The 23711-nt window shown below is 65.0% G+C and carries 24 protein-coding genes and 1 tRNA gene; 21 read left to right on the top strand and 4 right to left on the bottom strand.

What is annotated here, in order from left to right; translation table 11 throughout:
- Positions 1-22: 22 nt before the first annotated feature.
- Positions 23-967 carry an alpha/beta hydrolase gene (locus PSEWESI4_RS08275; protein ID WP_187670723.1) on the bottom strand — a complete coding sequence of 315 codons (945 nt, stop codon included), beginning with the start codon at positions 965-967 and terminating at the stop codon, positions 23-25.
- 75 nt (positions 968-1042) lie between these two features.
- A complete protein-coding gene (locus tag PSEWESI4_RS08270) occupies positions 1043-1777 on the bottom strand; it encodes a substrate-binding periplasmic protein (protein WP_235978900.1) in 735 nt (244 codons plus the stop codon).
- Between the two features lie 180 nt (positions 1778-1957).
- Between PSEWESI4_RS08270 and fadD2 the strand changes: the two genes are divergently transcribed.
- From fadD2 to PSEWESI4_RS08250, 4 genes are all read left to right on the top strand, one after another.
- Complete coding sequence (gene fadD2, locus PSEWESI4_RS08265) at positions 1958-3646, top strand: long-chain-fatty-acid--CoA ligase FadD2 (RefSeq protein WP_187670722.1); 1689 nt, start codon at positions 1958-1960, stop codon at positions 3644-3646.
- Positions 3647-4074: 428 nt separating this feature from the next.
- On the top strand, positions 4075-5763 hold the full coding sequence (gene fadD1 / locus PSEWESI4_RS08260) for a long-chain-fatty-acid--CoA ligase FadD1 (RefSeq protein WP_187670721.1): 1689 nt from the start codon (positions 4075-4077) through the stop codon (positions 5761-5763).
- Positions 5764-5924: 161 nt separating this feature from the next.
- Positions 5925-7610: a methyl-accepting chemotaxis protein gene (locus PSEWESI4_RS25540; RefSeq protein ID WP_187670720.1), complete on the top strand. Its 1686-nt coding sequence runs from the start codon at positions 5925-5927 to the stop codon at positions 7608-7610.
- Positions 7611-7804: 194 nt separating this feature from the next.
- A complete protein-coding gene (locus PSEWESI4_RS08250) occupies positions 7805-8272 on the top strand; it encodes a YiiD C-terminal domain-containing protein (RefSeq protein ID WP_187670719.1) in 468 nt (155 codons plus the stop codon).
- A 56-nt stretch (positions 8273-8328) separates the two neighbouring features.
- On the opposite strand, the gene PSEWESI4_RS08245 is transcribed toward PSEWESI4_RS08250, so the two are convergent.
- On the bottom strand, positions 8329-8799 hold the full coding sequence (locus PSEWESI4_RS08245) for a Dps family protein (protein WP_187670718.1): 471 nt from the start codon (positions 8797-8799) through the stop codon (positions 8329-8331).
- A gap of 247 nt (positions 8800-9046) precedes the next feature.
- On the opposite strand from PSEWESI4_RS08245, the gene PSEWESI4_RS08240 reads away from it, so the two are divergent.
- The 17 genes from PSEWESI4_RS08240 to nadA all read left to right on the top strand — a co-directional run bounded on the left by PSEWESI4_RS08240 (position 9047) and on the right by nadA (position 23016).
- The gene (locus PSEWESI4_RS08240; protein ID WP_187670717.1) at positions 9047-9316 is read left to right on the top strand and encodes an FmdB family zinc ribbon protein; all 270 of its coding nucleotides are present in this window, start codon (positions 9047-9049) and stop codon (positions 9314-9316) included.
- Between the two features lie 45 nt (positions 9317-9361).
- Positions 9362-11140, top strand: coding sequence for an aspartate--tRNA ligase (gene aspS / locus PSEWESI4_RS08235; RefSeq protein WP_187670716.1), 1779 nt, complete (start codon positions 9362-9364; stop codon positions 11138-11140).
- Between the two features lie 70 nt (positions 11141-11210).
- Complete coding sequence (locus PSEWESI4_RS08230) at positions 11211-11957, top strand: YebC/PmpR family DNA-binding transcriptional regulator (protein ID WP_187670715.1); 747 nt, start codon at positions 11211-11213, stop codon at positions 11955-11957.
- A 226-nt stretch (positions 11958-12183) separates the two neighbouring features.
- Positions 12184-12708 carry a crossover junction endodeoxyribonuclease RuvC gene (gene ruvC / locus PSEWESI4_RS08225; RefSeq protein WP_187670714.1) on the top strand — a complete coding sequence of 175 codons (525 nt, stop codon included), beginning with the start codon at positions 12184-12186 and terminating at the stop codon, positions 12706-12708.
- Positions 12709-12725: 17 nt separating this feature from the next.
- Positions 12726-13331, top strand: a complete 606-nt coding sequence (ruvA, locus tag PSEWESI4_RS08220; protein WP_187670713.1) for a Holliday junction branch migration protein RuvA — start codon at positions 12726-12728, stop codon at positions 13329-13331.
- Positions 13332-13350: 19 nt separating this feature from the next.
- Positions 13351-14403 (top strand): Holliday junction branch migration DNA helicase RuvB, encoded by a 1053-nt coding sequence (ruvB, locus tag PSEWESI4_RS08215; RefSeq protein WP_187670712.1) that lies wholly within the window; start codon positions 13351-13353, stop codon positions 14401-14403.
- Positions 14404-14456: 53 nt separating this feature from the next.
- Complete coding sequence (gene ybgC, locus PSEWESI4_RS08210; RefSeq protein WP_187670711.1) at positions 14457-14909, top strand: tol-pal system-associated acyl-CoA thioesterase; 453 nt, start codon at positions 14457-14459, stop codon at positions 14907-14909.
- 2 nt (positions 14910-14911) lie between these two features.
- Positions 14912-15607 carry a protein TolQ gene (tolQ, locus tag PSEWESI4_RS08205; protein ID WP_187670710.1) on the top strand — a complete coding sequence of 232 codons (696 nt, stop codon included), beginning with the start codon at positions 14912-14914 and terminating at the stop codon, positions 15605-15607.
- An 18-nt stretch (positions 15608-15625) separates the two neighbouring features.
- Entirely contained in the window at positions 15626-16078 is a 453-nt protein-coding gene (gene tolR / locus PSEWESI4_RS08200; protein WP_187670709.1) for a protein TolR, read from the top strand.
- Positions 16078-17022 (top strand): cell envelope integrity protein TolA, encoded by a 945-nt coding sequence (tolA, locus tag PSEWESI4_RS08195; protein WP_456243208.1) that lies wholly within the window; start codon positions 16078-16080, stop codon positions 17020-17022. The genes tolR and tolA overlap by 1 nt, the downstream gene beginning before the upstream one ends.
- A gap of 5 nt (positions 17023-17027) precedes the next feature.
- Positions 17028-18326, top strand: coding sequence for a Tol-Pal system beta propeller repeat protein TolB (gene tolB / locus PSEWESI4_RS08190; RefSeq protein WP_187670708.1), 1299 nt, complete (start codon positions 17028-17030; stop codon positions 18324-18326).
- Between the two features lie 54 nt (positions 18327-18380).
- Positions 18381-18878, top strand: coding sequence for a peptidoglycan-associated lipoprotein Pal (gene pal, locus PSEWESI4_RS08185; RefSeq protein WP_187670707.1), 498 nt, complete (start codon positions 18381-18383; stop codon positions 18876-18878).
- Positions 18879-18884: 6 nt separating this feature from the next.
- A complete protein-coding gene (gene ybgF / locus PSEWESI4_RS08180) occupies positions 18885-19694 on the top strand; it encodes a tol-pal system protein YbgF (RefSeq protein ID WP_187670706.1) in 810 nt (269 codons plus the stop codon).
- A 599-nt stretch (positions 19695-20293) separates the two neighbouring features.
- Positions 20294-20941, top strand: a complete 648-nt coding sequence (queE, locus tag PSEWESI4_RS08175; protein ID WP_187670705.1) for a 7-carboxy-7-deazaguanine synthase QueE — start codon at positions 20294-20296, stop codon at positions 20939-20941.
- A gap of 1 nt (position 20942) precedes the next feature.
- A complete protein-coding gene (gene queC / locus PSEWESI4_RS08170) occupies positions 20943-21617 on the top strand; it encodes a 7-cyano-7-deazaguanine synthase QueC (RefSeq protein ID WP_187670704.1) in 675 nt (224 codons plus the stop codon).
- Positions 21618-21674: 57 nt separating this feature from the next.
- Positions 21675-21749: transfer RNA gene (locus tag PSEWESI4_RS08165), tRNA-Lys, on the top strand.
- 208 nt (positions 21750-21957) lie between these two features.
- On the top strand, positions 21958-23016 hold the full coding sequence (nadA, locus tag PSEWESI4_RS08160; protein WP_187670703.1) for a quinolinate synthase NadA: 1059 nt from the start codon (positions 21958-21960) through the stop codon (positions 23014-23016).
- A gap of 148 nt (positions 23017-23164) precedes the next feature.
- Here nadA and PSEWESI4_RS08155 read toward each other — a convergent pair whose 3' ends face one another.
- Complete coding sequence (locus PSEWESI4_RS08155) at positions 23165-23341, bottom strand: hypothetical protein (RefSeq protein WP_187670702.1); 177 nt, start codon at positions 23339-23341, stop codon at positions 23165-23167.
- Positions 23342-23711 lie beyond the last annotated feature (370 nt).

Here is a 23711-nt window from a genome sequence, read left to right as displayed (position 1 = left end):
TAGGGTGCGCCGTGCGCACCGCTCAGGCAGCGGACTCGGTCGCTCGATTGCCCAGGACGCGCCCCAGCCAATCGACCAGGTCGACGGTCACCTCGTCGCGATTGGTCTCGTTGAGCAGTTCGTGGCGGGCGCCGGGGTAGATCTTCAGCTCGACCCGCCGCAACCCCGCACGACGCAGGGCGGCGGCGAGGTCTTCCAGGCGCTTGCCCTGGCTGACCGGGTCGCGCTCGCCACCGACCACCAGTAGCGGCAGGTCGTGGTCGATCTTCGCCAGGTTGGCGGTCGGGGTGATCTGTTGCAGGCCTTCGAGCAGGTCGATCCACAACTGGTTGGTGCAGCGGAAGCCGCACAGCGGATCGGCGATGTACTTGTCGACTTCGTCCGGATCGCGGCTCAGCCAGTCGAAGGCCGTGCGGTTGGGCTTGAACGCCTTGTTGAACGAGCCGAAGGAAAGGAACTCGATCAGCGCGCTGCGCCCGGTCGGCCCCTGGCGCCAGCGTTCGAAGCGGGCGATGGCCGCCGCCGCGCGGTACAGGCCGAGCGGCTGGTAGTTGGAGCCGGAGAGGATCGCTCCCTGCACCTCGGCGCTGCGCTGGATCAGGTAGGCCTGGCCGATGTAGCTGCCCATGCTGTGGCCGACCAGCACGATCGGGGTGTCCGGGTGGTGCTGGCGGATGTGCTGGTTGAGGTTGGCCAGGTCGTCGATCACCCGTTGCCAGCCGCCCTGTACCGCGTAGTGGCCGAGTACGCCGCGCTGCGCGGTCTTGCCGTGGCCGCGCTGGTCGTGGGCGTAGAGGGCATAGCCGGCGCGCACCAGCGCTTCGGCGAAGCGGGCATAGCGGGCGGAGTGCTCGGCCATGCCGTGGGACAGCATCAGTACCGCCCGCGGGGCGCTGTCGCCGAGCCAGCGGTTGACGAGCAGGGGAGCGGCGTCGCTTGCGGTCAGCCAGAAAGCATCATGGCGCATGGCGGTTCCTTTTGCCGGGAGACGGGGCATTGTGCATGGTGGGTGTGTCGTCGAGAAGACTGTCCGACGGTTGGCTCAAGGGCTGAGAATACCGTGCCGCTGCAGGATACGGGCGTAATCGCCGCTGGCCTGCAGGGCCTGCAATCCCAGCTCGAAGATCTGCGCCCAGTCGGGCTGTCCGGCCTGTGGCGGCACGAAGCCCACCTGCAACGGTATGCGTTCCAGCACCGGCCCCTGCCAGCTCACCTGGTCGCGCAGGTCGGCGTGGCGGGCGGCGAGATGGTCGCCGACCCGCCGTTCCAGCAGTACCAGGTCGAAGCGCCGGGCGACCAGTTTGCGCAGGTTGCTCAGGTCGTCCACCACTTCTTCGCCCACGAAGCCCGAGTGCAGCACGCTGTCCGGGTAGCCGTAGCCGCGCACGATGCCGACCCGTTGCCCCTTCAGCTCGCTCAGGTCGTCGAAGCGTACCGGCTGGCCGGCGCGCGAGAAGAAGCCCAGCTCGCTGTACAGCAGCGGCCGCGATCCGTTCAGGCCGCCTTCGCTGACTTCCTTCGGCCACAGCGGCAGGGCGCCCTGGTAGCGGCCGTTGTTCACCTCGGCGCGGGCGCGCGCCCAGGGCAGGACGTCGATCCGCACCGAGTGGCCCTGGCTGGCGAAGGCATGGGTGACCAGTTCGGCGATGACTCCGCCGCTCGGCAGCGCTTCCGACGTGTAGGGCGGGTATTCCAGGGTGGCCAGGCGCAGTGGCGAGGCGTGTGCGGCGGATGGGAGCAGCAGAGCGAGGAACAGCAGGCCGGTCATACGCAACATAAGGGTCACTCTGCCAGGACATTGGGTCTATATAGCGCAATCAGCCAGCGAACGGGGTAGGAGATTCACGGAGTCTATCGGCGGGCGTTCAGTATTTGCGCGTCGGAGCATTGCTGATAACTTCCGCTCAACCCCGCATGCGCGGGCCAGACACTTTTTCAGGGAATGGGGATAACAACAATGCAACCTGAGTTCTGGAACGATAAGCGCGCCGCCGGCGTATCCAACGAGCTGGACCTGGGCGCCTACAAGTCGGTCATCGAGGTGTTCGAGCGCTCGTGCAAGAAATTCGCCGACCGTCCGGCCTACAGCAACATGGGCGTGACGCTGACCTACGCCGAGCTGGACCGGCTGTCCGCCGCCTTCGCCGCCTACCTGCAGAAGCACACCGACCTCAAGCCCGGCGACCGCATCGCCGTGCAGATGCCCAACGTCCTGCAGTACCCGATCGCCGTGTTCGGCGCCCTGCGCGCCGGCCTCATCGTGGTCAACACCAACCCGCTGTACACCGCCCGCGAAATGCGCCACCAGTTCACCGACGCCGGTATCCGCGCGCTGGTGTACATCAACCTGTTCGGCCATCTGGTCGAAGAGGTGCTGCCGGACACCGAGATCGAATACCTGATCGAAGCGCGCATGGGCGACCTGCAACCGGGGCTCAAGGGGCCGCTGATCAATGCCGCGGTCAAGTACCTCAAGAAGATGGTCCCGGCCTACAGCCTGCCGCAGGCGGTGTCGTTCAAGAGCGCGCTCAAGCAGGGCCAGGGCCATGCGCTGAGACCGGTCAAGGTCGGCCTGGAAGACGTCGCCGTGCTGCAGTACACCGGCGGCACCACCGGCGTGGCCAAGGGCGCGATGCTGACCCACGGCAACCTGGTGGCCAACATGCTGCAGGTAGACGCCTGCCTCGGCCAACTCGGCCCCGATGGCGTCCCGATGATGAAGCAGGGCCAGGAGATCATCATCGCGCCGCTGCCGCTGTACCACATCTATGCCTTCACCGCGAACTGCATGTGCATGATGGTCAACGGCAACCACAACGTACTGATCACCAACCCGCGCGACATTCCCGGCTTCATCAAGGAACTGGGCAAGTGGCGCTTCACCGGACTGCTCGGCCTGAACACGCTGTTCGTCGCGCTGATGAGCCATCCGGAGTTCAAGAACCTCGACTTCTCCGGGCTCAAGCTGACTAACTCCGGCGGCACCGCGCTGGTCAAGGCCACCGCCGAACAGTGGGAGCAGATGACCGGCTGCATGGTGACGGAAGGCTACGGCCTGACCGAGACCTCGCCGGTGGCCAGCACCAACCCGCGTGGCGAGCTGGCGCGCCTGGGCACCGTCGGCATCCCGGTGCCGGGCACCGCGTTCAAGGTGATCGACGAGGAGGGCAACGAGCTGCCACTGGGCGAGCGTGGCGAGCTGTGCATCAAGGGCCCACAGGTGATGAAGGGCTACTGGCAGCGCCCGGAAGCCACCGCCGAGGTGCTCGATGCCGAGGGCTGGCTGAGGACCGGCGACATCGCGGTGATCGACCCGGACGGCTACGTGCGCATCGTCGACCGCAAGAAGGACCTGATCATCGTCTCCGGCTTCAACGTCTATCCCAACGAGATCGAGGACGTGGTCATGGCCCACCCGAAGGTGGCCAACTGCGCGGCGATCGGCGTGCCCGACGACAAGTCCGGCGAGGCGGTCAAGCTGTTCGTCGTGCCGCGCGAACACAGCCTGACCGTGGAAGAGCTGAAGGCCTACTGCAAGGAAAACTTCACCGGCTACAAGGTGCCCAAGCAGATCGTCCTCAAGGAGGCGCTGCCGATGACCCCGGTGGGCAAGATCCTGCGCCGCGAGCTGCGCGACATCGCCTGAGCCATTCGCTTAGCTGGGATGGGGAGCACTTCCACCCCTGGCGAAGGTGGGGGACCGTAAACGGCTTTGTTGATTGGATTCCCGCGTTCGCGGGAATGACGAGACGGCCGCTCGGTCCTTCCCCCGTCATCCCCGCGAACGCGGGGACCAAAAACACTGGGACCCAGAAACCAGCAGACCCCAAAAACCGGCAAGACCCGGAAGCCACTGTTGTCCGACAATCCTGCCGGACTGTCTTGAAAATGACCGAAAGCCCCGCTTCCGGTCTTTTTTTTGACCGTCAGAGGCTGTCCCGGTGCTATTCGCTCTTCGGCAAAGCTGCTACTCTCGGCGCGCTTTTTTCGCCCCAAAGGGACGGAAAAAGCCAAATAAGACAAGAACCAACCGCCTTTGCGGTGACGATAGCTGTTGCTTAGGAGTGGGCTTCCATGACCGAGAACTTCTGGAAGGACAAGTACCCCGTCGGGGTTGCTGCCGAAATCGATCCCGACCAGTTCGCGAATGTCCAGGCGGTGCTGAAACTGTCCTGCGAACGCTTCGCCGACAAGCCCGCCTTCAGCAACCTGGGCAAGACCATCACCTACGGCGAGCTGTACGAACTGTCCGGCGCCTTCGCCGCCTACCTGCAGAAACACACCGACCTCAAGCCCGGCGACCGCATCGCCGTGCAGATGCCCAACCTGCTGCAATACCCGGTCGTGGTGTTCGGCGCCATGCGCGCCGGTCTCATCGTGGTCAACACCAACCCGCTGTACACCGCGCGGGAAATGGAGCACCAGTTCAACGATTCCGGCGCCAAGGCGCTCGTCTGCCTGGCCAACATGGCCTACCTGGCCGAGCAGGTGCTGCCGAAGACCGGTATCAAGCATGTGATCGTCACCGAAGTGGGCGACCTGCTGCCGTCGCTCAAGCGCCTGCTGGTCAACAGCGTGGTCAAGTACGTCAAGAAGATGGTCCCGGCCTACAACCTGCCGCAGGCGGTGAAGTTCACCGATGCGATCGCCAAGGGCCGCGGCCAGCGTATCGACGAAGCCAACCCGCAGTCCGGCGACGTCGCCGTGCTGCAGTACACCGGCGGCACCACCGGCGTGGCCAAGGGCGCGATGCTGACCCACCGCAACCTGGTCGCCAACATGCTGCAGTGCAAGGCGCTGATGGGCGCCAACCTCAACGAGGGTTGCGAGATTCTCATCACCCCGCTGCCGCTGTACCACATCTACGCCTTCACCTTCCATTGCATGGCGATGATGCTGATCGGCGGCCACAACATCCTGATCACCAACCCGCGCGACCTGCCGGGCACGGTGAAGGAACTGTCGCAGTGGAAGTTCACCGGCTTCGTCGGCCTGAACACCCTGTTCGTCGCCCTGTGCAACAACGAGGACTTCCGCAAGCTGGACTTCTCCGCGCTGAAGGCTACCTTCTCCGGCGGCATGGCGCTGCAACTGGCCACCGCCGAGCGCTGGCAGGAAGTTACCGGCTGCGCGATCTGCGAAGGCTTCGGCATGACCGAGACCAGCCCTGTGGTGTCGGTCAACCCGTTCCAGAACATCCAGATCGGCACCATCGGCATCCCGGTGCCGTCGACCCAGTGCAAGGTGATCGACGATGAAGGCAACGATCTGCCGCTCGGCTCGATCGGCGAACTGTGCGTCAAGGGCCCGCAGGTGATGAAGGGCTACTGGCAGCGCCAGGAAGCCACTGACGAGATCCTCGATGCCGAGGGCTGGCTGAAGACCGGCGACATCGCGGTGATCCAGGACGACGGCTACCTGCGCATCGTCGACCGCAAGAAGGACATGATCCTGGTCTCCGGTTTCAACGTGTATCCGAACGAGCTGGAAGACGTGCTCGCCACCCTGCCGGGCGTGCTGCAGTGCGCGGCCATTGGCGTGCCGGACGAGAAATCCGGCGAGGCGATCAAGGTCTTCGTGGTGGTCAAGCCGGGCGCCAGCCTGACCAAGGAGCAGGTGCTGCAGCACATGCACGACAACGTCACCGGCTACAAGCGGCCGAAGTTCGTGGAGTTCCGCGACGTCCTGCCGACCACCAACGTCGGCAAGATCCTGCGTCGTGAGCTGCGTGACGAAGAGCTGAAGAAACTCGGCAAGAAGTAAGCGTCCGAGTCATCGTCAAAACCCCGCTCCGGCGGGGTTTTTTCATTGCGGACTCCAGAGCTGGTCCGACCAGTTTTTCCGCCGCCGAACCTAAAGATTGTGCCGGCCACGGTCGATTTAGAAGCATGCCTTCCACTCCCCCTCTGCAAGGATCTGCCTCGATGCTTCGTGCCCTCCGTCTGCGCGGCAAGCTGTTGTTGCTCGCCCTGGTACCGATCTGCCTGCTCGCCATTCTGATCAGCGCCATCTCCGTCGTACTGCTGCAACGCCTCGCCGATCAGCAGGAAGCCCAGACCCGTGAAAAACTGGTCGCCGACCGCCGTAACGACATCCAGCAGTTCGTGACCCTGGCCCGCAAGAGCATCGAGCCGCTCTACGCGCAATCGGCCGCCGGCGACCTGGCCGCCCGCGAACGAGCCATCGAGATACTCAAGCGCCTCGACTACGGTGTGGACGGCTATTTCTGGGGCTATGACGGCCAGGCCGTGCGCCTGATGCAGGGCAACACCGAGGACAAGATCGGCCAGAGCTTCGCCGACTTCCGCGATCCCAACGGCGTGTACGCCATCCGCGAACTGGTGGCGGCCGGCAAGAACGGCAGCCATTACGTCGACTACAGCTTCGTGCTCGGCGCGGGCAGCCAGATCGTGCCCAAGGTGGGTTACTCCGAATACCTGCCGAAATGGGACATGGTGTTCGGCACCTCGGTGAACCTCGACGGCGTCGAAGCCGACGTGCAGAAGGCGCGGGCCGAGTTCCAGAAGCATATCGACCAGTTGCTGGCGATCATGCTCGGCTCGGCGCTGGCCCTGCTGGTGGCGGTAGCGCTGTTGGCCGGGGTGCTGAGCAGCTCGATCCTGCGCCCGCTGCTGCTGATCAAGGCCAACCTCGACGACATGGCGGCCGGCGACGGCAACCTGACCCACCGCCTGCCGGTGGCCAGTCGCGACGAACTGGGCGAACTGGCGGCATCGTTCAACCGCTTCGTCGAGAAGATCCATGTCCTGGTGCAGCAGGTCGCCGGCACCACCACCCAGTTGTCCTCGCTGGTCGGCTCGGTGTCCAGCCAGGTGCAGCGTTCGGAGAAGGCGATGGAAGGGCAGCGCCACGAAACCGACCAGGTGGCCACGGCGATCAACGAGATGTCCGCCGCTGCCCACGAAGTGGCCGCCAGCGCCCAGCGCGCCGCCGATGCCGCGCGGGAAACCGATCAGGAAGGACAGTCGGCCAAGCGCGTGGTGGAGCGCAGCATCGAGCGCATCCACCAACTGGTCGGCGAAGTGCGCAACAGCGGCGAATCCCTGGACAGCCTGCGCCAGGACGTGCAGGGCATCGTCAGCGTGCTCGAAGTGATCCGCGCCATCGCCGACCAGACCAACCTGCTGGCCCTCAACGCCGCCATCGAAGCCGCCCGCGCAGGGGAGGCCGGCCGCGGCTTCGCGGTGGTCGCCGACGAAGTGCGCGCGCTGGCCAGCCGCACCCAACAGAGCACCGGCGAGATCCAGGGCATGATCGACCGCCTGCAGAACGCCACCCGGGACGCGGTGGAGGCTATGCGCCGCGCCAGCGAAATGGGTGAAGACACCACCGAGCACGCCAACCGCGCCGGCAACTCGCTGGACACCATTGCCCAGTTGATCGGCACCATCAACTCGATGAACGCACAGATCGCCAGTGCCGCCGAAGAACAGACAGCGGTGGCCGAGGAGATCAACCGCAGCGTGCACCAGATCGCCGTGGCGGTGGACGGCGTGGTCGCCGATGCCGCCGAGGGCGCACACACTGCCCGCGAACTGGACGGCCTGGGTGGACGCCTGCAGAAGCTGGTCGGACAGTTCCAGGTCTGAGCCCGGGTCACTGGACTCCCGCGTTCGCGGGAGTGGCGGGGTTCAGGGCACACGCTCGCTATCTCCCGTCATCCCCGCGAACGCGGGGACCCAAAAAACAACGCGCTATCCTCCCCCCGGAACCACCTTGCCGGTCGACCTCCATTGCCACTGGCGCCTACCATAGCCGGCACCTCCAGCCACAGCCGACCGCCATGACCGACCCGATCGACGAGGACATCGCGCACGCCGACGCGTTGACGCGCTACCTGCACGACAACATTCCGCTGACCGTGGCGATGGGAATCCGCGTCCAGCCAGCCGCTCCCGGCCACCTGCGCCTCAGCGCTCCGCACGCGCCGAACCGCAACCCGCACGGCACGGTGTTCGGCGGCAGCCAGGCGACCCTGGCCATTGCCGCCGGCTGGACCCTGCTGTTCGACGCCTTGCGCCGCGAGGGAATTGACGCCGCGCTGGTGATCCAGCATTACCAATGCGATTTCCGGGCGCCGGCCGCCGCCGAGTTCGTCGCCGAGGCCGTCTTGCCCGACGATTGGCCGGCATTCGTCGAACGGTTGCGCGCACGCCGCCGTGCCCGGCTGGAATTGTCGGTGTGCCTGAGTTGCGAGGGGCGTGAAGTGTTGACCGCCGAAGCGGTCTACGTCGCTCGTCTGGAAGACTGAGCTCGTCCTAAAAGACTCGGGGGCCGCGAAGGCCCCCGAATCGTTCCGTTGCCGGATCAGCTATCCAGCAGGCTGCGCAGCATCCAGGCGGTTTTCTCGTGCACCTGCATGCGTTGGGTCAGCAGGTCGGCGGTGGGCTCGTCACTGACCTTGTCCAGCAGCGGGAAGATGCCGCGCGCGGTGCGCACCACGGCTTCCTGGCCTTCGACCAGCAGCTTGATCATGTCGCTGGCGGCCGGCACGCCTTCCTCTTCCTTGATCGAGGACAGGCGGGCGTAGGCGGCATAGGTGCCCGGCGCCGGGAAGCCCAGGGCGCGAATGCGCTCGGCGATGGAGTCCACCGCCAGGGCCAGTTCGTTGTACTGCGCCTCGAACATCAGGTGCAGGGTATTGAACATCGGGCCGGTGACGTTCCAATGGAAATTGTGGGTCTTCAGGTACAGCGTGTAGGTGTCCGCCAGCAGGCGGGATAGGCCTTCGGCGATGGCCGCGCGATCCTGTTCGGCGATTCCGATATTGATTTCCATAGCCATTTTCTCCTCTCAGGTGTTTTGGGGGGCTCGCCCTCCTGGATGGACACAGCCTAGCACGGGGGATGCCGGGTGGTTCTTGGCTTATGTCAATGGAAACCATGGCCGCTGCCTATCGCTCGAACGCCGCCGCCAGGGACGCGAGGGCGGGGCGGCTGCACGTGGCGGATGAACCATATATAATCCCGCTCTTTGCCGCGCGCCCCGGTTCGCGGCATGCGTGACCGATGACCGGAGTGACACGATGCCCATCTACGAGTATCAATGCGCGTCCTGTGGCCATCAGCTGGAAGCCATTCAGAAATTCAGCGATGCGCCGCTGGTCGATTGCCCGACTTGCCAGGCTCCCGAATTGACGAAAATGCTGTCGGTGCCGGGGTTCCGCCTCAAGGGCGGTGGCTGGTACGAAACCGACTTCAAGACCGGCGCGAAGAAGAACCTCGCCGCCGGCGACAGCGCGCCAAGCTGCCCGGCCGGCGGTTGTGCCGCTGGCGCCTGTGCGGCGGCCGACTGAACGGCCCAGATTTCCCGACATTTTTATTAGAGAAGAACCCCCATCATGATGCGCAGCCACTATTGCGGCCAGTTGAACGAGAGCCTGGACGGCCAGGAAATCACCCTTTGCGGCTGGGTCCACCGCCGTCGTGACCATGGCGGGGTGATCTTCCTCGACATCCGCGACCGTGAAGGGCTGGCCCAGGTGGTGTTCGACCCGGATCGCGCCGAGACCTTCGCCAAGGCCGACCGCGTGCGCAGCGAATACGTGGTCAAGGTCACCGGCAAGGTGCGCCTGCGCCCGGCCGGCGCGGTCAACCCGAACATGGCCAGCGGCGCCATCGAGGTGCTGGGCTACGAGCTGGAAGTGCTCAACCAGGCCGAGACCCCGCCGTTCCCGCTGGACGAATACTCCGACGTCGGCGAGGAAACCCGCCTGCGCTATCGCTTCATCGACCTGCGCCGCCCGGAAATGGCCGCCAAGCTGAAGCTGCGTTCGCGCATCACCAGCAGCATCCGCCGCTACCTGGACGACAACGGCTTCCTCGACGTGGAAACGCCGATCCTGACCCGCGCCACCCCGGAAGGCGCGCGCGACTACCTGGTGCCGAGCCGCACCCACGCCGGCAGCTTCTTCGCCCTGCCGCAGTCGCCGCAGCTCTTCAAGCAACTGCTGATGGTGGCCGGCTTCGACCGCTACTACCAGATCGCCAAGTGCTTCCGCGACGAAGACCTGCGCGCCGACCGCCAGCCGGAATTCACCCAGATCGACATCGAGACCAGCTTCCTCGACGAGAGCGACATCATCGGCATCACCGAGAAGATGATCCGCCAACTGTTCAAGGAAGTGCTGGACGTGGAGTTCGGCGAATTCCCGCACATGCCGTTCGAGGAAGCCATGCGCCGCTACGGTTCGGACAAGCCGGACCTGCGCATCCCTCTGGAACTGGTGGACGTCGCCGACCAGCTCAAGGCCGTGGAATTCAAGGTATTCTCCGGCCCGGCCAACGACCCGAAAGGCCGCGTCGCCGCCCTGCGCGTGCCGGGCGCCGCCTCCATGCCGCGCAGCCAGATCGACGACTACACCAAGTTCGTCGGCAACTACGGCGCCAAGGGCCTGGCCTACATCAAGGTCAACGAGCGCGCCAAGGGCGTCGAGGGCCTGCAGTCGCCGATCGTCAAGTTCATCCCGGAAGATAACCTCAACGTCATCCTCGACCGCGTCGGCGCGGTGGATGGCGACATCGTGTTCTTCGGCGCGGACAAGGCCAAGGTGGTCAGCGACGCCCTGGGCGCGCTGCGCATCAAGGTCGGCCATGACCTCAAGCTGCTCACCTGCGAGTGGGCGCCGCTGTGGGTGGTGGACTTCCCGATGTTCGAAGAGAACGACGACGGCAGCCTGACTTCGCTGCACCACCCGTTCACTTCGCCGAAGTGCAGCCCGCAGGAGCTGGAGGCCAACCCGGCCGCCGCGCTGTCGCGCGCCTACGACATGGTGCTCAACGGGACCGAGCTGGGCGGCGGCTCCATCCGTATCCACGACAAGGCCATGCAGCAGGCGGTGTTCCGCGTGCTCGGCATCAGCGAGGAGGAGCAGGAAGAGAAGTTCGGCTTCCTGCTCGACGCCCTCAAGTACGGCGCTCCGCCGCATGGTGGCCTGGCCTTCGGCCTGGACCGCCTGGTGATGCTGATGACCGGCGCCAGCTCGATTCGCGAAGTGATCGCCTTCCCGAAAACCCAGAGCGCCGCCTGTGTCATGACCCAGGCGCCGGGCGCGGTGGATACCAAGGCGCTGCGCGAGCTGCACATCCGCCTGCGCGAGCAGCCGAAAGCCGCCGAATAACGGCAAGACGTACCAACCCTGGGGCGGCACGCCTGGTGTGCCGCCGAATCGAGACAGCATGGAGTGAGTTATGGCTGGTCATTCCAAATGGGCCAACATCAAGCACCGCAAGGGGCGTCAGGACGCCAAGCGCGGCAAGATCTTCACCAAGATCATTCGAGAGCTGACCGTCGCCGCCAAGGGCGGCGCCAGCCCGGCGGACAACCCGCGGCTGCGCCTGGCGGTGGACAAGGCGCTGACCGCCAACATGACCCGCGACACCATCGATCGCGCCATCGCCCGTGGCGCTGGCACCAACGATGCCGACAACATGGTCGAGCTGAGCTACGAAGGCTACGCGCCGAGCGGCGTGGCGATCATCGTCGAAGCGATGACCGACAACCGCAACCGCACCGCCGCCGACGTGCGCCACGCGTTCACCAAGTGCGGCGGCAACCTCGGCACCGACGGTTCGGTGGCCTACATGTTCGAGCGCAAGGGGCAGATCAGCTTCGCACCGGGCGTCGACGAGGATGCCCTGATGGAAGCCGCGCTCGAGGCGGGCGCCGATGACGTGGTCAGCGCCGACGATGGCTCGGTCGAGGTCTACACCTCCTTCAGTGATTTCCACGCGGTCAACGAGGCGCTGAGCGCCGCCGGCTTCAAGGGCGACGAGGCGGAGATCGCGATGATCCCGTCGATCAGCGCGCCGATCGCCGACCTGGAAACCGCGCAGAAGGTGCTGAAGCTGATCGACATGCTGGAAGACCTGGACGACGTGCAGAACGTCTACCACAACGCCGAAATCCCCGACGAGATCATGGAACAGCTCGGCTGATCGACTCGGCAATGAACAGGCCGGAAGCCGCCCCAGGCGCTTCCGGCTTTTTTATCGCCGCTCCGTAGGGTGGGCTTCAGCCCACCGATTCAGGTTCGGGTTCTCTCTGGCGGGCCGAAGCGGAACGCCGCCCGGTAGGCAACGGCCTCTGGACGAACACGTCGCGAGTGACGGCGCGAAAGGGCCCCCGTATACTCGCGAACTGGATAAATAGACAGTTTTCGACATGACCCTGATCCTTGGCATCGACCCCGGCTCGCGGATCACCGGCTACGGCGTGGTGCGGGCCGGCGCGCGGGGTTGCGAGTACGTCGCCTCCGGCTGCATCCGTACCGGCAATGGTGCCTTGCCCGAGCGCCTGCAGGCGGTATTCCGCGGTATCCGCGAGGTGATCGAGACCTACGGGCCGGTGACCGTCGGCATCGAACAGGTGTTCATGGCGCGCAACGCCGACTCGGCGCTCAAGCTCGGCCAGGCGCGTGGCGTGGCGATGGTCGCCGCGGCTGAAGCGGGGCTGGAGATCGCCGAGTACACCGCCACCCAGGTCAAGCAGGCGGTGGTCGGCACCGGCGCCGCCGACAAGCAGCAGGTACGGATGATGGTCATGCACCTGCTGGGGCTGGTGCAGAAACCGCAGATCGACGCTTCCGACGCCCTGGCGATTGCGCTCTGCCATGCGCATACCCGCGCCAGCCTGATCCCCCATGGCCTGTCCGCCGCCAAGCGGCGTGGCGGCCGCTTGCGTCTTTGAGATAAGGAACCCCCTCCGTGATTGGACGCCTGCGCGGCACCCTGGCGGAAAAGCAGCCGCCACATTTGATTCTGGATGTGAATGGAGTCGGCTACGAACTGGAAGTGCCGATGACCACCCTTTATCGTCTGCCCAGTGTCGGCGAGCCGGTAACCCTGCACACTCACCTGGTGGTGCGCGAAGACGCCCACCTGCTCTACGGGTTCGCCGAGAAACGCGAGCGCGAGCTGTTCCGCGAGCTGATCCGCCTCAATGGCGTCGGCCCCAAGCTGGCCCTGGCGCTGATGTCCGGCCTCGAAGTGGACGAACTGGTGCGCTGCGTGCAGGCCCAGGACACCTCGGCGCTGGTCAAGGTGCCCGGCGTCGGCAAGAAGACCGCCGAGCGCTTGCTGGTCGAACTCAAGGATCGCTTCAAGGCCTGGGAGACCATTCCGGCCATCGCCCCGTTGGTGATTGAACCCCGTGGCGTGCCGGCAGTCTCAAGCGCGGAGAATGACGCGGTCAGCGCTCTGGTCTCCCTGGGCTTCAAGCCACAGGAGGCCAGCCGCGCGGTGACCGCCGTCCAGGAGGAAGGCTTGAGCAGTGAAGAATTGATTCGTCGCGCCCTGAAGGGCATGGCCTGAACTGGATGGGTGACCGCCGATGATCGAAGCCGACCGCCTGATAACCGCTACCGGGCGTGACCGCGAGGAGCAGTTGGACCGCGCCATCCGTCCGTTGCGCCTGGCCGAGTACATCGGCCAGCCGGGCGTGCGCGAGCAGATGGACCTGTTCATCCGCGCCGCCAAGGGACGTGGCGAGGCCCTGGACCACACGCTGATCTTCGGCCCGCCGGGCCTCGGCAAGACCACCCTGGCCAACATCATCGCCCAGGAAATGGGCGTGTCGATCAAGAGTACCTCCGGGCCGGTGCTCGAGCGTCCGGGCGACCTGGCGGCGATGCTCACCAACCTGGAAGCGGGCGATGTGCTGTTCATCGATGAGATCCATCGCCTGTCGCCGGTCGTCGAGGAAGTCCTGTACCCGGCCATGGAGGATTTCCAGCTCGACATCATGATCGGCGAAGGGCCGGCGGCTCGCTCGATCAAGCTCGACCTGCCGCCGTTCACCCTGATCGGCGCCACCACCCGCGCCGGCATGCTGACCAACCCGCTGCGCGACCGCTTCGGTATCGTCCAGCGCCTGGAGTTCTACAGCACCGAGGACCTGGCGACCATCATTCGCCGCTCGGCCGGCATCCTCGGCCTGCCGATCGAGGCCGACGGCGCCTTCGAGATCGCCCGTCGCGCCCGTGGCACGCCGCGTATCGCCAACCGCCTGCTGCGCCGGGTGCGCGATTTCGCCGAAGTGCGCGCCCAGGGGCAGATCTGCCGGAAGACGGCCGATCTGGCGCTGAACCTGCTGGACGTCGACGAGCGTGGCTTCGACCACCAGGACCGTCGTCTACTCCTGACCCTGATCGAGAAGTTCGACGGCGGTCCGGTCGGGGTGGACAGCCTGGCCGCGGCGATCAGCGAGGAGCGCCACACCATCGAGGATGTGCTCGAACCCTACCTGATCCAGCAGGGCTACATCATGCGCACGCCACGGGGCAGGGTGGTGACCCGCCACGCCTACCTGCACTTCGGGCTCAATGCGCCGAAGCGCCAGGGGGAAGAGCCCACGCAGGATCTGTTCGCGGCGGGAGACGAATGACCAATAAATTGTTACCGGGCCGGATTGGCAAGTCGCTGGGGGCACACTAGAGTATGCGCGCGCAAAACGGAGTCCAGCCGTTCGCCCATCGCTGTCGGGTCTACTATGAGGACACCGATGCCGGCGGCATCGTCTACTACGTCAACTACCTCAAATTCATGGAACGGGCCCGCACCGAGCGGCTGCGCGACCTGGGTTACGCCCAGTCGACGCTGGCTGGTGAGGGACTGCTGTTCGTCGTGCACTCGGCCGAGGCCCGCTATCACGCCCCGGCCCGGCTGGACGACGAGTTGCTGGTAAGCGCCGATGTGATCGAGTTGAACCGCGCCAGCCTGCGTTTTCGTCAACAGGTAAGGCGGGCCGCGGATGATGTGCTGCTCTGCGAAGGGCAGTTCCTGGTGGCCTGCGTGGGCGCCGACAATTTGAAACCCCGGGCCATTCCGCGGGAGCTGCGCGATGCCTTCGCCGCCTCGCAGGTCCCGGGTCTATCAGTAGCAGGAGAGTAAGCGTGGAAGCCAACGCCGTTGACCATATGTCGATGTGGAGTCTGATCAGCAACGCCAGCCTAGTGGTGCAGTTGGTGATGCTCACCCTGGTGGCCGCCTCGGTCATTTCCTGGGTGATGATCTTCCAGCGCAGCAGCGCCATCCGCGCGGCCAAGCGTGCCCTGGACGGCTTCGAGGATCGTTTCTGGTCCGGTATCGACCTGTCCAAGCTGTACCGCCAGGCCGGCAGCAACCCCGATCCGGATTCCGGCCTGGAGCAGATCTTCCGCGCCGGCTTCAAGGAGTTCTCGCGCCTGCGCCAGCAGCAGGGCGTCGATCCGGACGCGGTGATGGACGGCGTGTCCCGCGCCATGCGCGTGGCCATCTCGCGCGAGGAAGAGAAGCTGGAAACCGCCTTGCCGTTCCTCGCCACCGTCGGTTCCACCAGCCCCTACATCGGCCTGTTCGGCACCGTCTGGGGGATCATGAACTCCTTCCGTGGCCTAGCCCAGGTGCAGCAGGCCACCCTGGCCACCGTGGCGCCGGGCATCGCCGAGGCGCTGATCGCCACCGCGATCGGCCTGTTCGCCGCGATTCCCGCGGTGATCGCCTACAACCGTTTCTCCGCACGCGGCGAGATGCTGATCGGCCGCTACTACACCTTCGCCGACGAGTTCCAGGCGATCCTGCACCGCAAGGTGCACACCTCGGACGAATAAGCGGACAGGTCCCAAGCCATGGCGAGAATTCGCAACAGACGCAAGCCGGTCGCCGAGATGAACGTGGTGCCCTACATCGACGTGATGCTGGTGCTGCTGGTCATCTTCATGGTCACCGCGCCGATGCTCAACCAGGGGGTCAAGGTCGACCTTCCCAAGGTCAGCAGCGAGGCGTTGCCGCAGGACAACAACGCCCAGGTGCTGACCATCTCCATCAAGTCCGACAAGACCTACTACTGGAACATGGGTAGCGAAGTGGACGTCGACACCGAGCAGGAGCGCGCCTCGACCCTGGAGCAGATGACCCGGGCGGTGACCGCGATCATCGCCGAGAACCGTCGCCAGGGTAAGCAGGTCCAGGTGTTCGTGCGCGGCGACAAGGCGGTCGACTACGGCACGGTGATGGCCGCCATGGGCGGTCTGCAGCAAGCCGACGTGGGCAATGTCGGGCTGATTACCGAGGCGCCCTGATGCAGCAACCCGAGCGTTCACCATCGGAAAGCTACTTCTGGCCCATCGTCTGGGCCGTGGGTCTGCACGTCCTGATGTTCGCCATGCTGTTCGTCAGCTTCGCCTTCACCCCGGAGCTGCCGCCGGCCCGGCCGGTGGTGCAGGCCACCCTGTACCAGCTCAAGTCGCAGAGCCAGGCGACCACCCAGACTCCCCAGAAGGTCGCCGGCGAGGCGAAGAAGACCGCCGCGCCGCAGTTCGAGACCGAGCGTCTGGAACAGAAGAAGGCCGAAGAACAGAAAATCGCCGCAGCCAAGGCGGCGGAACAAAAGAAAGCCGAGGAGGCTCGAAAGGCCGAGGCCGCGAAAAAAGCCGAGGCGGAGAAGAAAGCCGCCGAGCAGAAGCGCCAGGCGGACATCGCCAAGAAGCGCGCCGAGGAAGAGGCCAAGAAGAAAGCCGCGGCGGAAGAAGCCAAGAAGAAGGCCGCCGCCGAAGCCGCCAAGAAAAAGGCGGCAGAAGATGCGAAGAAGAAAGCGGCCGCCGATGCAGCGAAGAAAAAGGCCGCCGAAGACGCCAAGCGCAAGGCCGCCGAGGACCAGAAGGCCGCGGCCCTGGCCGAGCTGCTGGCGGACGATGTGCAACGCCAGCAGGCCCTGGCCGAGACCCATGGCGACCAGGTGGCCGGCAACCTCGACGACCTGATCGTCAAACTGATTACCGAGAACTGGCAGAAGCCGATGTCGGCGCGCCGTGGCATGAGCGTCGAGCTGATGATCCAGATGCTGCCCGATGGCACCATCACCAACGCCAGCGTGGTTCGTTCCAGCGGCGACGGGCCTTTCGACAGCTCGTCGGTGGCTGCGGTGCGCAACGTCGGCCGTATTCCCGAAATGCAACAACTCGACCGCGCTACCTTCGACCGTCTGTACAGGCAGCGCCGCGTCATCTTCAAACCGGAGGATTGAACTCTGTGAACACCCTGATTCGTATAGTCCTGCTCGGCCTGGCCCTGGTGGTCGGCAGCGTGCAGGCCGCCGACCCGCTGGTGATCTCGCATGGCGCCGACCGCGCCACCCCAATCGCCGTGGTGCCGTTCGGCTGGCAGGGTGGCACCGTGCTGCCGGAGGACATGGCCACCATCATCGGCAACGACCTGCGCAACTCCGGTTACTTCGAGCCGATCCCGCGGCAGAACATGATCAGCCTGCCGACCCAGGCCAGCGAGGTCATCTACCGCGACTGGAAGGCCCTGGGCGCCCAGTACCTGCTGGTCGGCAGCATCGTGCCGGCCGGCGGCCGCCTGCAGGTCCAGTTCGCGCTGTTCAACGTCGCCACCGAGCAACAGGTGATGACCGGCAGCGTCAGTGGCACGACCGACCAGTTGCGCGACATGGCGCACTACGTTTCCGACCAGTCGTTCCAGAAGCTCACCGGCATCAAGGGGGCGTTCTCCACGCGCCTGCTCTACGTGACCGCCGAGCGCTTCTCGGTCAACAACACCCGCTACACCCTGCAGCGTTCCGACTATGATGGCGCGCGCGCGGTGACCCTGCTGCAGTCGCGCGAGCCGATCCTTTCGCCGCGCTATGCGCCGGACGGACGCCGCATCGCCTATGTGTCCTTCGAACAGCGCCGCCCGCGCATCTTCATCCAGCACATCGACACCGGCCGCCGCGAGCAGATCACCAACTTCGAGGGCCTGAACGGCGCGCCGGCCTTCTCGCCGGATGGCAACCGGCTGGCCTTCGTGCTGTCCAAGGACGGCAACCCGGAGATCTACGTGATGGACCTGGGCTCCAAGCAGATGCAGCGGGTCACCAATCACTTCTCCATCGATACCGAGCCGTTCTGGGGCGCCGACGGGCAGACCCTGTACTTCACCTCGGACCGTGCCGGCCGGCCGCAGATCTACAAGACCCGCATCGGCGGGGGCGAGCCGCAGCGCGTGAGCTTCGTCGGCAACTACAACGCCAACCCGAAACTTTCCGCCGATGAGAAGACCCTGGTGATGATCCATCGCCAGGACGGCTACACCAACTTCAAGGTTGCCGCCCAAGACCTTGAACGCGGCAATTTGCGCATCCTTTCGGAGACCAGTCTGGACGATTCGCCCACTGTTGCGCCCAATGGCACCATGCTAATCTACGCCACCCGCCAGCAGGGCCGGGGAGTCTTGATGCTCGTGTCCACCAATGGACGCGTGAGGCTCCCGATTCCTACCGCTCAAGGCGATGTCCGTGAGCCTTCCTGGTCCCCCTACCTGAACTGATGCGGCGTATACCTGTTTGCTTTAACACACCTGGGGTTCATTAGGAGTTTGATGATGGAAATGCTGAAATTTGGTAAGTTCGCCGCCCTGAGCCTGGCTCTGGCCGTGGCTGTCGGTTGCTCCTCGAAAGGCGGCGACACTGCTGGCGAAGGCGCTGTCGACCCGAACGCCGGCTACAACGCCGGTGGCAGCGGCATCGACGGCAGCCTGAGCGAAGAAGCCGCCCTGCGCGCGATCACTACCTTCTACTTCGAGTACGACAGCTCCGACCTGAAGCCGGAAGCCATGCGCGCTCTGGACGTCCACGCCAAGGACCTGAAAGGCAACGGCGCTCGCGTCGTTCTGGAAGGCCACACCGACGAGCGCGGCACCCGTGAGTACAACATGGCTCTGGGCGAGCGCCGTGCCAAGGCCGTTCAGCGTTACCTGGTGCTGCAAGGCGTTTCCCCGGCTCAACTGGAACTCGTCTCCTACGGCGAAGAGCGTCCGGTTGCCACCGGCAGCGACGAGCAGTCCTGGGCTCAGAATCGTCGCGTCGAACTGCGTAAGTAATTCGTCATGCGTATCCACCGTGCTTTGACCATTCTGGCGCTCAGCCTGCCCCTGGCAGCCTGGGCGGAAGTTCCCGTGATCGATGGCAACGCCGGCTATTCCGGCGGCAGCTATCCAGCGGTCGGTTATGCCGGTGGCGCCTATGCCGGGGGCGGGGTGGTTACCCCGACCTCGGCACAGGGCGAGCTGTTCATGCAGTTGCAGCAGTTGCAGGATGAGGTCTCTCGCCTGCGCGGCATGCTGGAAGAGCAACAGAACGAGATCCAGCGTCTCAAGCGGGAAAGCCTGGAGCGCTACCAGGAACTCGACAGCCGACTGGCAGGCGGTGCCGCCGCTGGTGGAGCTGCCCAACAGAGTCAGGCCGCTGGCGCGGTGAACGCCAACGGCACCCCCACGCCGCCCGCCAACCAATCGGCCGCGGCGAACAATGAACCGGGTGACCCGGCGAAGGAAAAGCTCTACTACGACGCTGCCTTCGACCTGATCAAGGCCCGGGATTTCGACAAGGCCAACCAGGCCTTCAGCGCATTCCTGCGCAAGTATCCGAACAGCCAGTACGCCGGCAACGCCCAGTATTGGCTGGGCGAGGTGAGCCTCGCCCAGGGCGACCTGCAGGGCGCCGGCCAGGCCTTCGCCCGGGTCAGCCAGGCCTATCCGCAGCACGCCAAGGTGCCGGACTCGCTGTACAAGCTGGCCGACGTCGAGCAGCGCCTGGGCAACACCGACAAGGCCAAGGGTATTCTCCGCCAGGTCATCTCCCAGTATCCCGGCAGCTCGGCTGCGCAACTCGCGCAGCGTGATTTGCAGCGGCTATAGAAAAGCCGATAAAAGCGCTGGAGGCTGGAAGGCTGGGCGAAAAAGCCGCTCGTAGGGTGCGCCGCGCGCACCGTTTACCCTGGGGCGGGCAGGGCGGTTCGCCGGAAACGTAGATGTTGGTCCTGGATCGGTGCGCACGGCGCACCCTACGTGGGAGCTTCGTTCTCCACCATCATCCCCGCGAACGCGGGGACCCAATAAACAAGCCACGTAACCCGGATTTCATCCGGGCTACTCGTCCGCTGTTGTAGGAGCCAGCTTGCTGGCGATGCATTGGGCGTTGCCGGTGATCGCGCGCATGGCGCGCTCCTACAGGTCGGCATCGATGTTGACCCGTAGCGGTCCATGGCCGCGAAAAAAGGCTTGACGCAGAAGGTGCATGGCCGGAACGCTGTCCAGCCTCCAGCCTCCAGCCTCCAGCCTCCAGCCTCCAGCCTCCAGCCTCCAGCCTCCAGCCTCCAGCCTCCAGCCTCCAGCCTCCAGCCTCCAGCCTCCAGCCATCAAACCCGCGCCTGTCGCGGGTTTTTCGTTTAGAATCGCGGCCCTTCTTCCCGCAACGGAGGCGGATGGCCTGTTTCGCTGTCGCGCCCGTGGCTGATATGCAAAAGACCCTGCGAATTACCGAGATTTTCTACTCGCTGCAGGGGGAAACGCGCACCTCGGGTCTGCCGACGGTGTTCGTACGCCTGACCGGCTGTCCCCTGCGCTGCCAATACTGCGACACCGCCTATGCGTTCAGCGGTGGGCAGCTCATGAGCCTCGAAGCCATCCTCGAACGTGTGGCCGGTTATCGGCCGCGCTATGTCTGCGTGACCGGCGGCGAGCCGCTGGCGCAACCCAACTGCATCCCGCTGCTCAAGCATTTGTGCGATGCCGGCTACCAGGTGTCCCTGGAAACCAGTGGCGCACTGGACATCTCCGCCGTCGATCGGCGGGTGAGCCGGGTGGTCGACCTGAAGACCCCGGGCTCGGCGGAGTTGGCGCGCAATCGTTACGAGAACATCGATGAGCTGACCGCCAACGACCAGGTCAAGTTCGTCATCTGCTCCCGCGAGGACTACGACTGGGCCGTGGCCAAGCTGATCCAGTACCGCCTGGACGAGCGCGCGGGCGAAGTGCTGCTCTCGCCGAGCCACGGGCAGGTGGATGCACGGGCGCTGGCGGAGTGGATAGTCGCCGACAACCTGCCGGTGCGCCTGCAGTTGCAGTTGCACAAGATCCTCTGGAATGACGAGCCGGGACATTGAAATGACTGGGAAGAAAGCGGTGATTCTGCTGTCGGGCGGCCTCGACTCGGCTACCGTGCTGGCCTTGGCGAAAGCCGAGGGTTATGCCTGCTACACCATGAGCTTCGACTACGGCCAACGGCACCGCTCCGAACTGCGGGCCGCCGAGCGGGTGGCGCGCCAGTTGGGGGCGGTCGAGCACAAGGTGATCGGCCTGGATCTCGACGGCATGGGCGGCTCGGCGTTGACCGACGCCTCCATCGACGTGCCGGAAAGCCCGACCGAAGGTATCCCGGTGACCTACGTACCGGCGCGCAATACCGTGTTCCTCGCTCTGGCGCTGGGCTGGGCCGAGGTGCTCGGTGCGCGCGACATCTTCATCGGCGTCAATGCGGTCGACTACTCCGGCTATCCGGATTGCCGGCCAGAGTTCGTCGCGGCCTTCGAGCGAATGGCCAACCTGGCCACCAAGGCGGGAGTGGAGGGCGACGGCTTCCGCATCCAGGCACCGTTGCAGGACATGAGCAAGGCCGAGATCGTCCAGGTCGGCCTGCGCAATGGCGTGGACTACGCGCTGACGGTGTCCTGCTACCAGGCGGACGAAGACGGGCGGGCCTGCGGCAAGTGCGATAGTTGCCGTCTGCGCGCGGCGGGGTTCGTTGCCGCCGGGGTGCCGGACCCGACCCCCTACCGTTGAAATTTTTTTCGCATGCTATTGAATTTCCGAAATAAATCAGTATCATGCACAGCCGTTGGGTCGTTAGCTCAGTGGTAGAGCAGTTGGCTTTTAACCAATTGGTCGTAGGTTCGACCCCTACACGACCCACCATCATTCGATGCCAGAGCCTCACCGGCCAGGCAACATGAAAATGCCCGCTTACCTTCGAGGTTGCGGGCATTTTCGTTTCTGCAGTCTGCTGGGGCGGCCCTGAAAGGCGTCTTTCGGAGAGAGACGGCGACTTTCCTCGTTGGCGCTCTCGCGCAAGCCTTTGCCGGGTATAATCGCGGAACTGAAAGCATATTCAGAGCCTGATGACATGACCCACATTCCCGAACGCCTGCTGGTCCAGGCTCACCTCGACGCCAAGCGTCCGGTGCCGTTGACGCCCGAGCAGGAAGCCTTCTATCGCAGCGAGATCGCCGCCGAGCTGAAGAAGCAGGATGCCGTTCTGGTGGCGCACTACTACTGCGACCCGGTGCTCCAGGCGCTCGCGGAGGAAACCGGTGGGTGCGTGTCCGACTCGCTGGAGATGGCCCGCTTCGGCAACCAGCACCCGGCCAGGACCGTGGTGGTGGCCGGGGTCAAGTTCATGGGCGAGACGGCGAAGATCCTCAACCCCGAGAAGCGTGTGCTGATGCCGACCCTGGAGGCGACCTGCTCGCTCGACCTGGGTTGCCCGATCGACGAGTTCTCGGCTTTCTGCGACCAACACCCGGATCGCACCGTGGTGGTCTACGCCAACACCTCGGCGGCGGTGAAGGCGCGTGCCGACTGGGTGGTGACTTCCAGTTGCGCGCTGGAGATCGTCGAAAGCCTGATGGACAACGGCGAGAAGATCATCTGGGCGCCGGACAAGCACCTGGGCCGCTACATCCAGCGCGAGACCGGCGCCGACATGCTGCTCTGGGACGGTGCCTGCATCGTTCACGAAGAGTTCAAGGCCAAGCAGCTCGAAGACATGAAGGCACTCTATCCGGACGCCGCGATCCTGGTTCACCCGGAATCACCGGAGTCGGTGGTGGAGCTGGCCGACGCGGTGGGCTCCACCAGCCAGTTGATCAAGGCGGCGCAGACCCTGTCGAACCAGACCTTCATCGTCGCCACCGACCGCGGCATCTTCTACAAGATGCAGCAACTGTGTCCGGACAAGACCTTCATCGAAGCGCCGACCGCCGGCAACGGCGCCACCTGCCGCAGTTGCGCGCATTGCCCGTGGATGGCGATGAACACCCTGGAACGCACCCTGCAATGCCTGCGCGAAGGCAGCAACGAGATCTTCGTCGATCCCGCGCTGATCCCACGGGCGATGAAACCGCTGCGGCGCATGCTCGACTTTACCCAGGCGGCGCGGTTGAGGCTGGCTGGTAACGCCTGAAAGCCCGTAAAGAGCCGATTAAGAGCGCTGGAGGGCTGGACGAAAAAGCCGCTCGTAGGGTGCTCCGCGCGCACCGTTTACCCTGGGGCGGGCAGGGCGTTCGCCGGAAACGTAGGTGTTGGTCCTGGATCGGTGCGCACGGCGCACCCTACGTAGAAGCCTCGTTCTCCACCGTCATCCCCGCGCACGCGGTGACCCAATAAACTGCCACGTAGCCCGGATGCAATCCGGGAGGGCTTCCCCGGATTTCATCCGGGCTACTCGTCCGCTGTTGTAGGAGCCAGCTTGCTGGCGATGTTTTGGCGTTGCCGGTGATCGCGCGCATGGCGCGCTCCTACAGGTCAGCCTCGATGCTGAGCTGTAGGAGCGGTCCATGGCCGCGATAAAAGGTTTGACGCAGAAGGTGCATGGCCAGCCATGTAGCCCGGATGCAATCCGGGAGGGCTTCCCCGGATTTCATCCGGGCTACTCGTCCGCTGTTGTAGGAGCCAGCTTGCTGGCGATGCATTGGGCGTTGCCGCGAATCGCGCGCATGGCGCGCTCCTACAGGTCGGCATCGATGTTGACCCGTAGCGGTCCATGGCCGCGAAAAAGGTTTGACGCAGAAGGTGCATGGCCAGAGCCTTGTCCAGCCTCCAGCCTCCAGCCTCCAGCCTCCAGCCTCCAGCCTCCAGCCTCCAGCCTCCAGCCTCCAG

It is taken from the genome of Zestomonas carbonaria (assembly GCF_904061905.1).
Lineage (GTDB): Bacteria > Pseudomonadota > Gammaproteobacteria > Pseudomonadales > Pseudomonadaceae > Aquipseudomonas > Aquipseudomonas carbonaria.
The sequence above is the reverse complement of the archived record's forward strand: the minus strand, read 5'-3'. Positions and strand labels throughout refer to the sequence as shown.

Bases quoted from the DNA above. Each gene is read 5' to 3' on its own strand.
- pal (WP_187670707.1), top strand. From the start codon at position 18,381: ATGGAAATGCTGAAATTTGGTAAGTTCGCCGCCCTGAGCCTGGCTCTG.
- fadD1 (WP_187670721.1), top strand. From the start codon at position 4,075: ATGACCGAGAACTTCTGGAAGGACAAGTACCCCGTCGGGGTTGCTGCC.
- PSEWESI4_RS08250 (WP_187670719.1), top strand. From the start codon at position 7,805: ATGACCGACCCGATCGACGAGGACATCGCGCACGCCGACGCGTTGACG.
- PSEWESI4_RS08245 (WP_187670718.1), bottom strand. From the start codon at position 8,799: ATGGAAATCAATATCGGAATCGCCGAACAGGATCGCGCGGCCATCGCC.
- fadD2 (WP_187670722.1), top strand. From the start codon at position 1,958: ATGCAACCTGAGTTCTGGAACGATAAGCGCGCCGCCGGCGTATCCAAC.
- ybgF (WP_187670706.1), top strand. From the start codon at position 18,885: ATGCGTATCCACCGTGCTTTGACCATTCTGGCGCTCAGCCTGCCCCTG.
- PSEWESI4_RS08270 (WP_235978900.1), bottom strand. From the start codon at position 1,777: ATGTTGCGTATGACCGGCCTGCTGTTCCTCGCTCTGCTGCTCCCATCC.
- queC (WP_187670704.1), top strand. From the start codon at position 20,943: ATGACTGGGAAGAAAGCGGTGATTCTGCTGTCGGGCGGCCTCGACTCG.
- tolR (WP_187670709.1), top strand. From the start codon at position 15,626: ATGGCGAGAATTCGCAACAGACGCAAGCCGGTCGCCGAGATGAACGTG.
- ruvC (WP_187670714.1), top strand. From the start codon at position 12,184: ATGACCCTGATCCTTGGCATCGACCCCGGCTCGCGGATCACCGGCTAC.
- ruvB (WP_187670712.1), top strand. From the start codon at position 13,351: ATGATCGAAGCCGACCGCCTGATAACCGCTACCGGGCGTGACCGCGAG.
- nadA (WP_187670703.1), top strand. From the start codon at position 21,958: ATGACCCACATTCCCGAACGCCTGCTGGTCCAGGCTCACCTCGACGCC.
- tolA (WP_456243208.1), top strand. From the start codon at position 16,078: ATGCAGCAACCCGAGCGTTCACCATCGGAAAGCTACTTCTGGCCCATC.
- PSEWESI4_RS08155 (WP_187670702.1), bottom strand. From the start codon at position 23,341: ATGCGCGCGATCACCGGCAACGCCAAAACATCGCCAGCAAGCTGGCTC.
- queE (WP_187670705.1), top strand. From the start codon at position 20,294: ATGCAAAAGACCCTGCGAATTACCGAGATTTTCTACTCGCTGCAGGGG.
- PSEWESI4_RS08275 (WP_187670723.1), bottom strand. From the start codon at position 967: ATGCGCCATGATGCTTTCTGGCTGACCGCAAGCGACGCCGCTCCCCTG.
- ybgC (WP_187670711.1), top strand. From the start codon at position 14,457: ATGCGCGCGCAAAACGGAGTCCAGCCGTTCGCCCATCGCTGTCGGGTC.
- PSEWESI4_RS08230 (WP_187670715.1), top strand. From the start codon at position 11,211: ATGGCTGGTCATTCCAAATGGGCCAACATCAAGCACCGCAAGGGGCGT.
- aspS (WP_187670716.1), top strand. From the start codon at position 9,362: ATGATGCGCAGCCACTATTGCGGCCAGTTGAACGAGAGCCTGGACGGC.
- PSEWESI4_RS08240 (WP_187670717.1), top strand. From the start codon at position 9,047: ATGCCCATCTACGAGTATCAATGCGCGTCCTGTGGCCATCAGCTGGAA.
- PSEWESI4_RS25540 (WP_187670720.1), top strand. From the start codon at position 5,925: ATGCTTCGTGCCCTCCGTCTGCGCGGCAAGCTGTTGTTGCTCGCCCTG.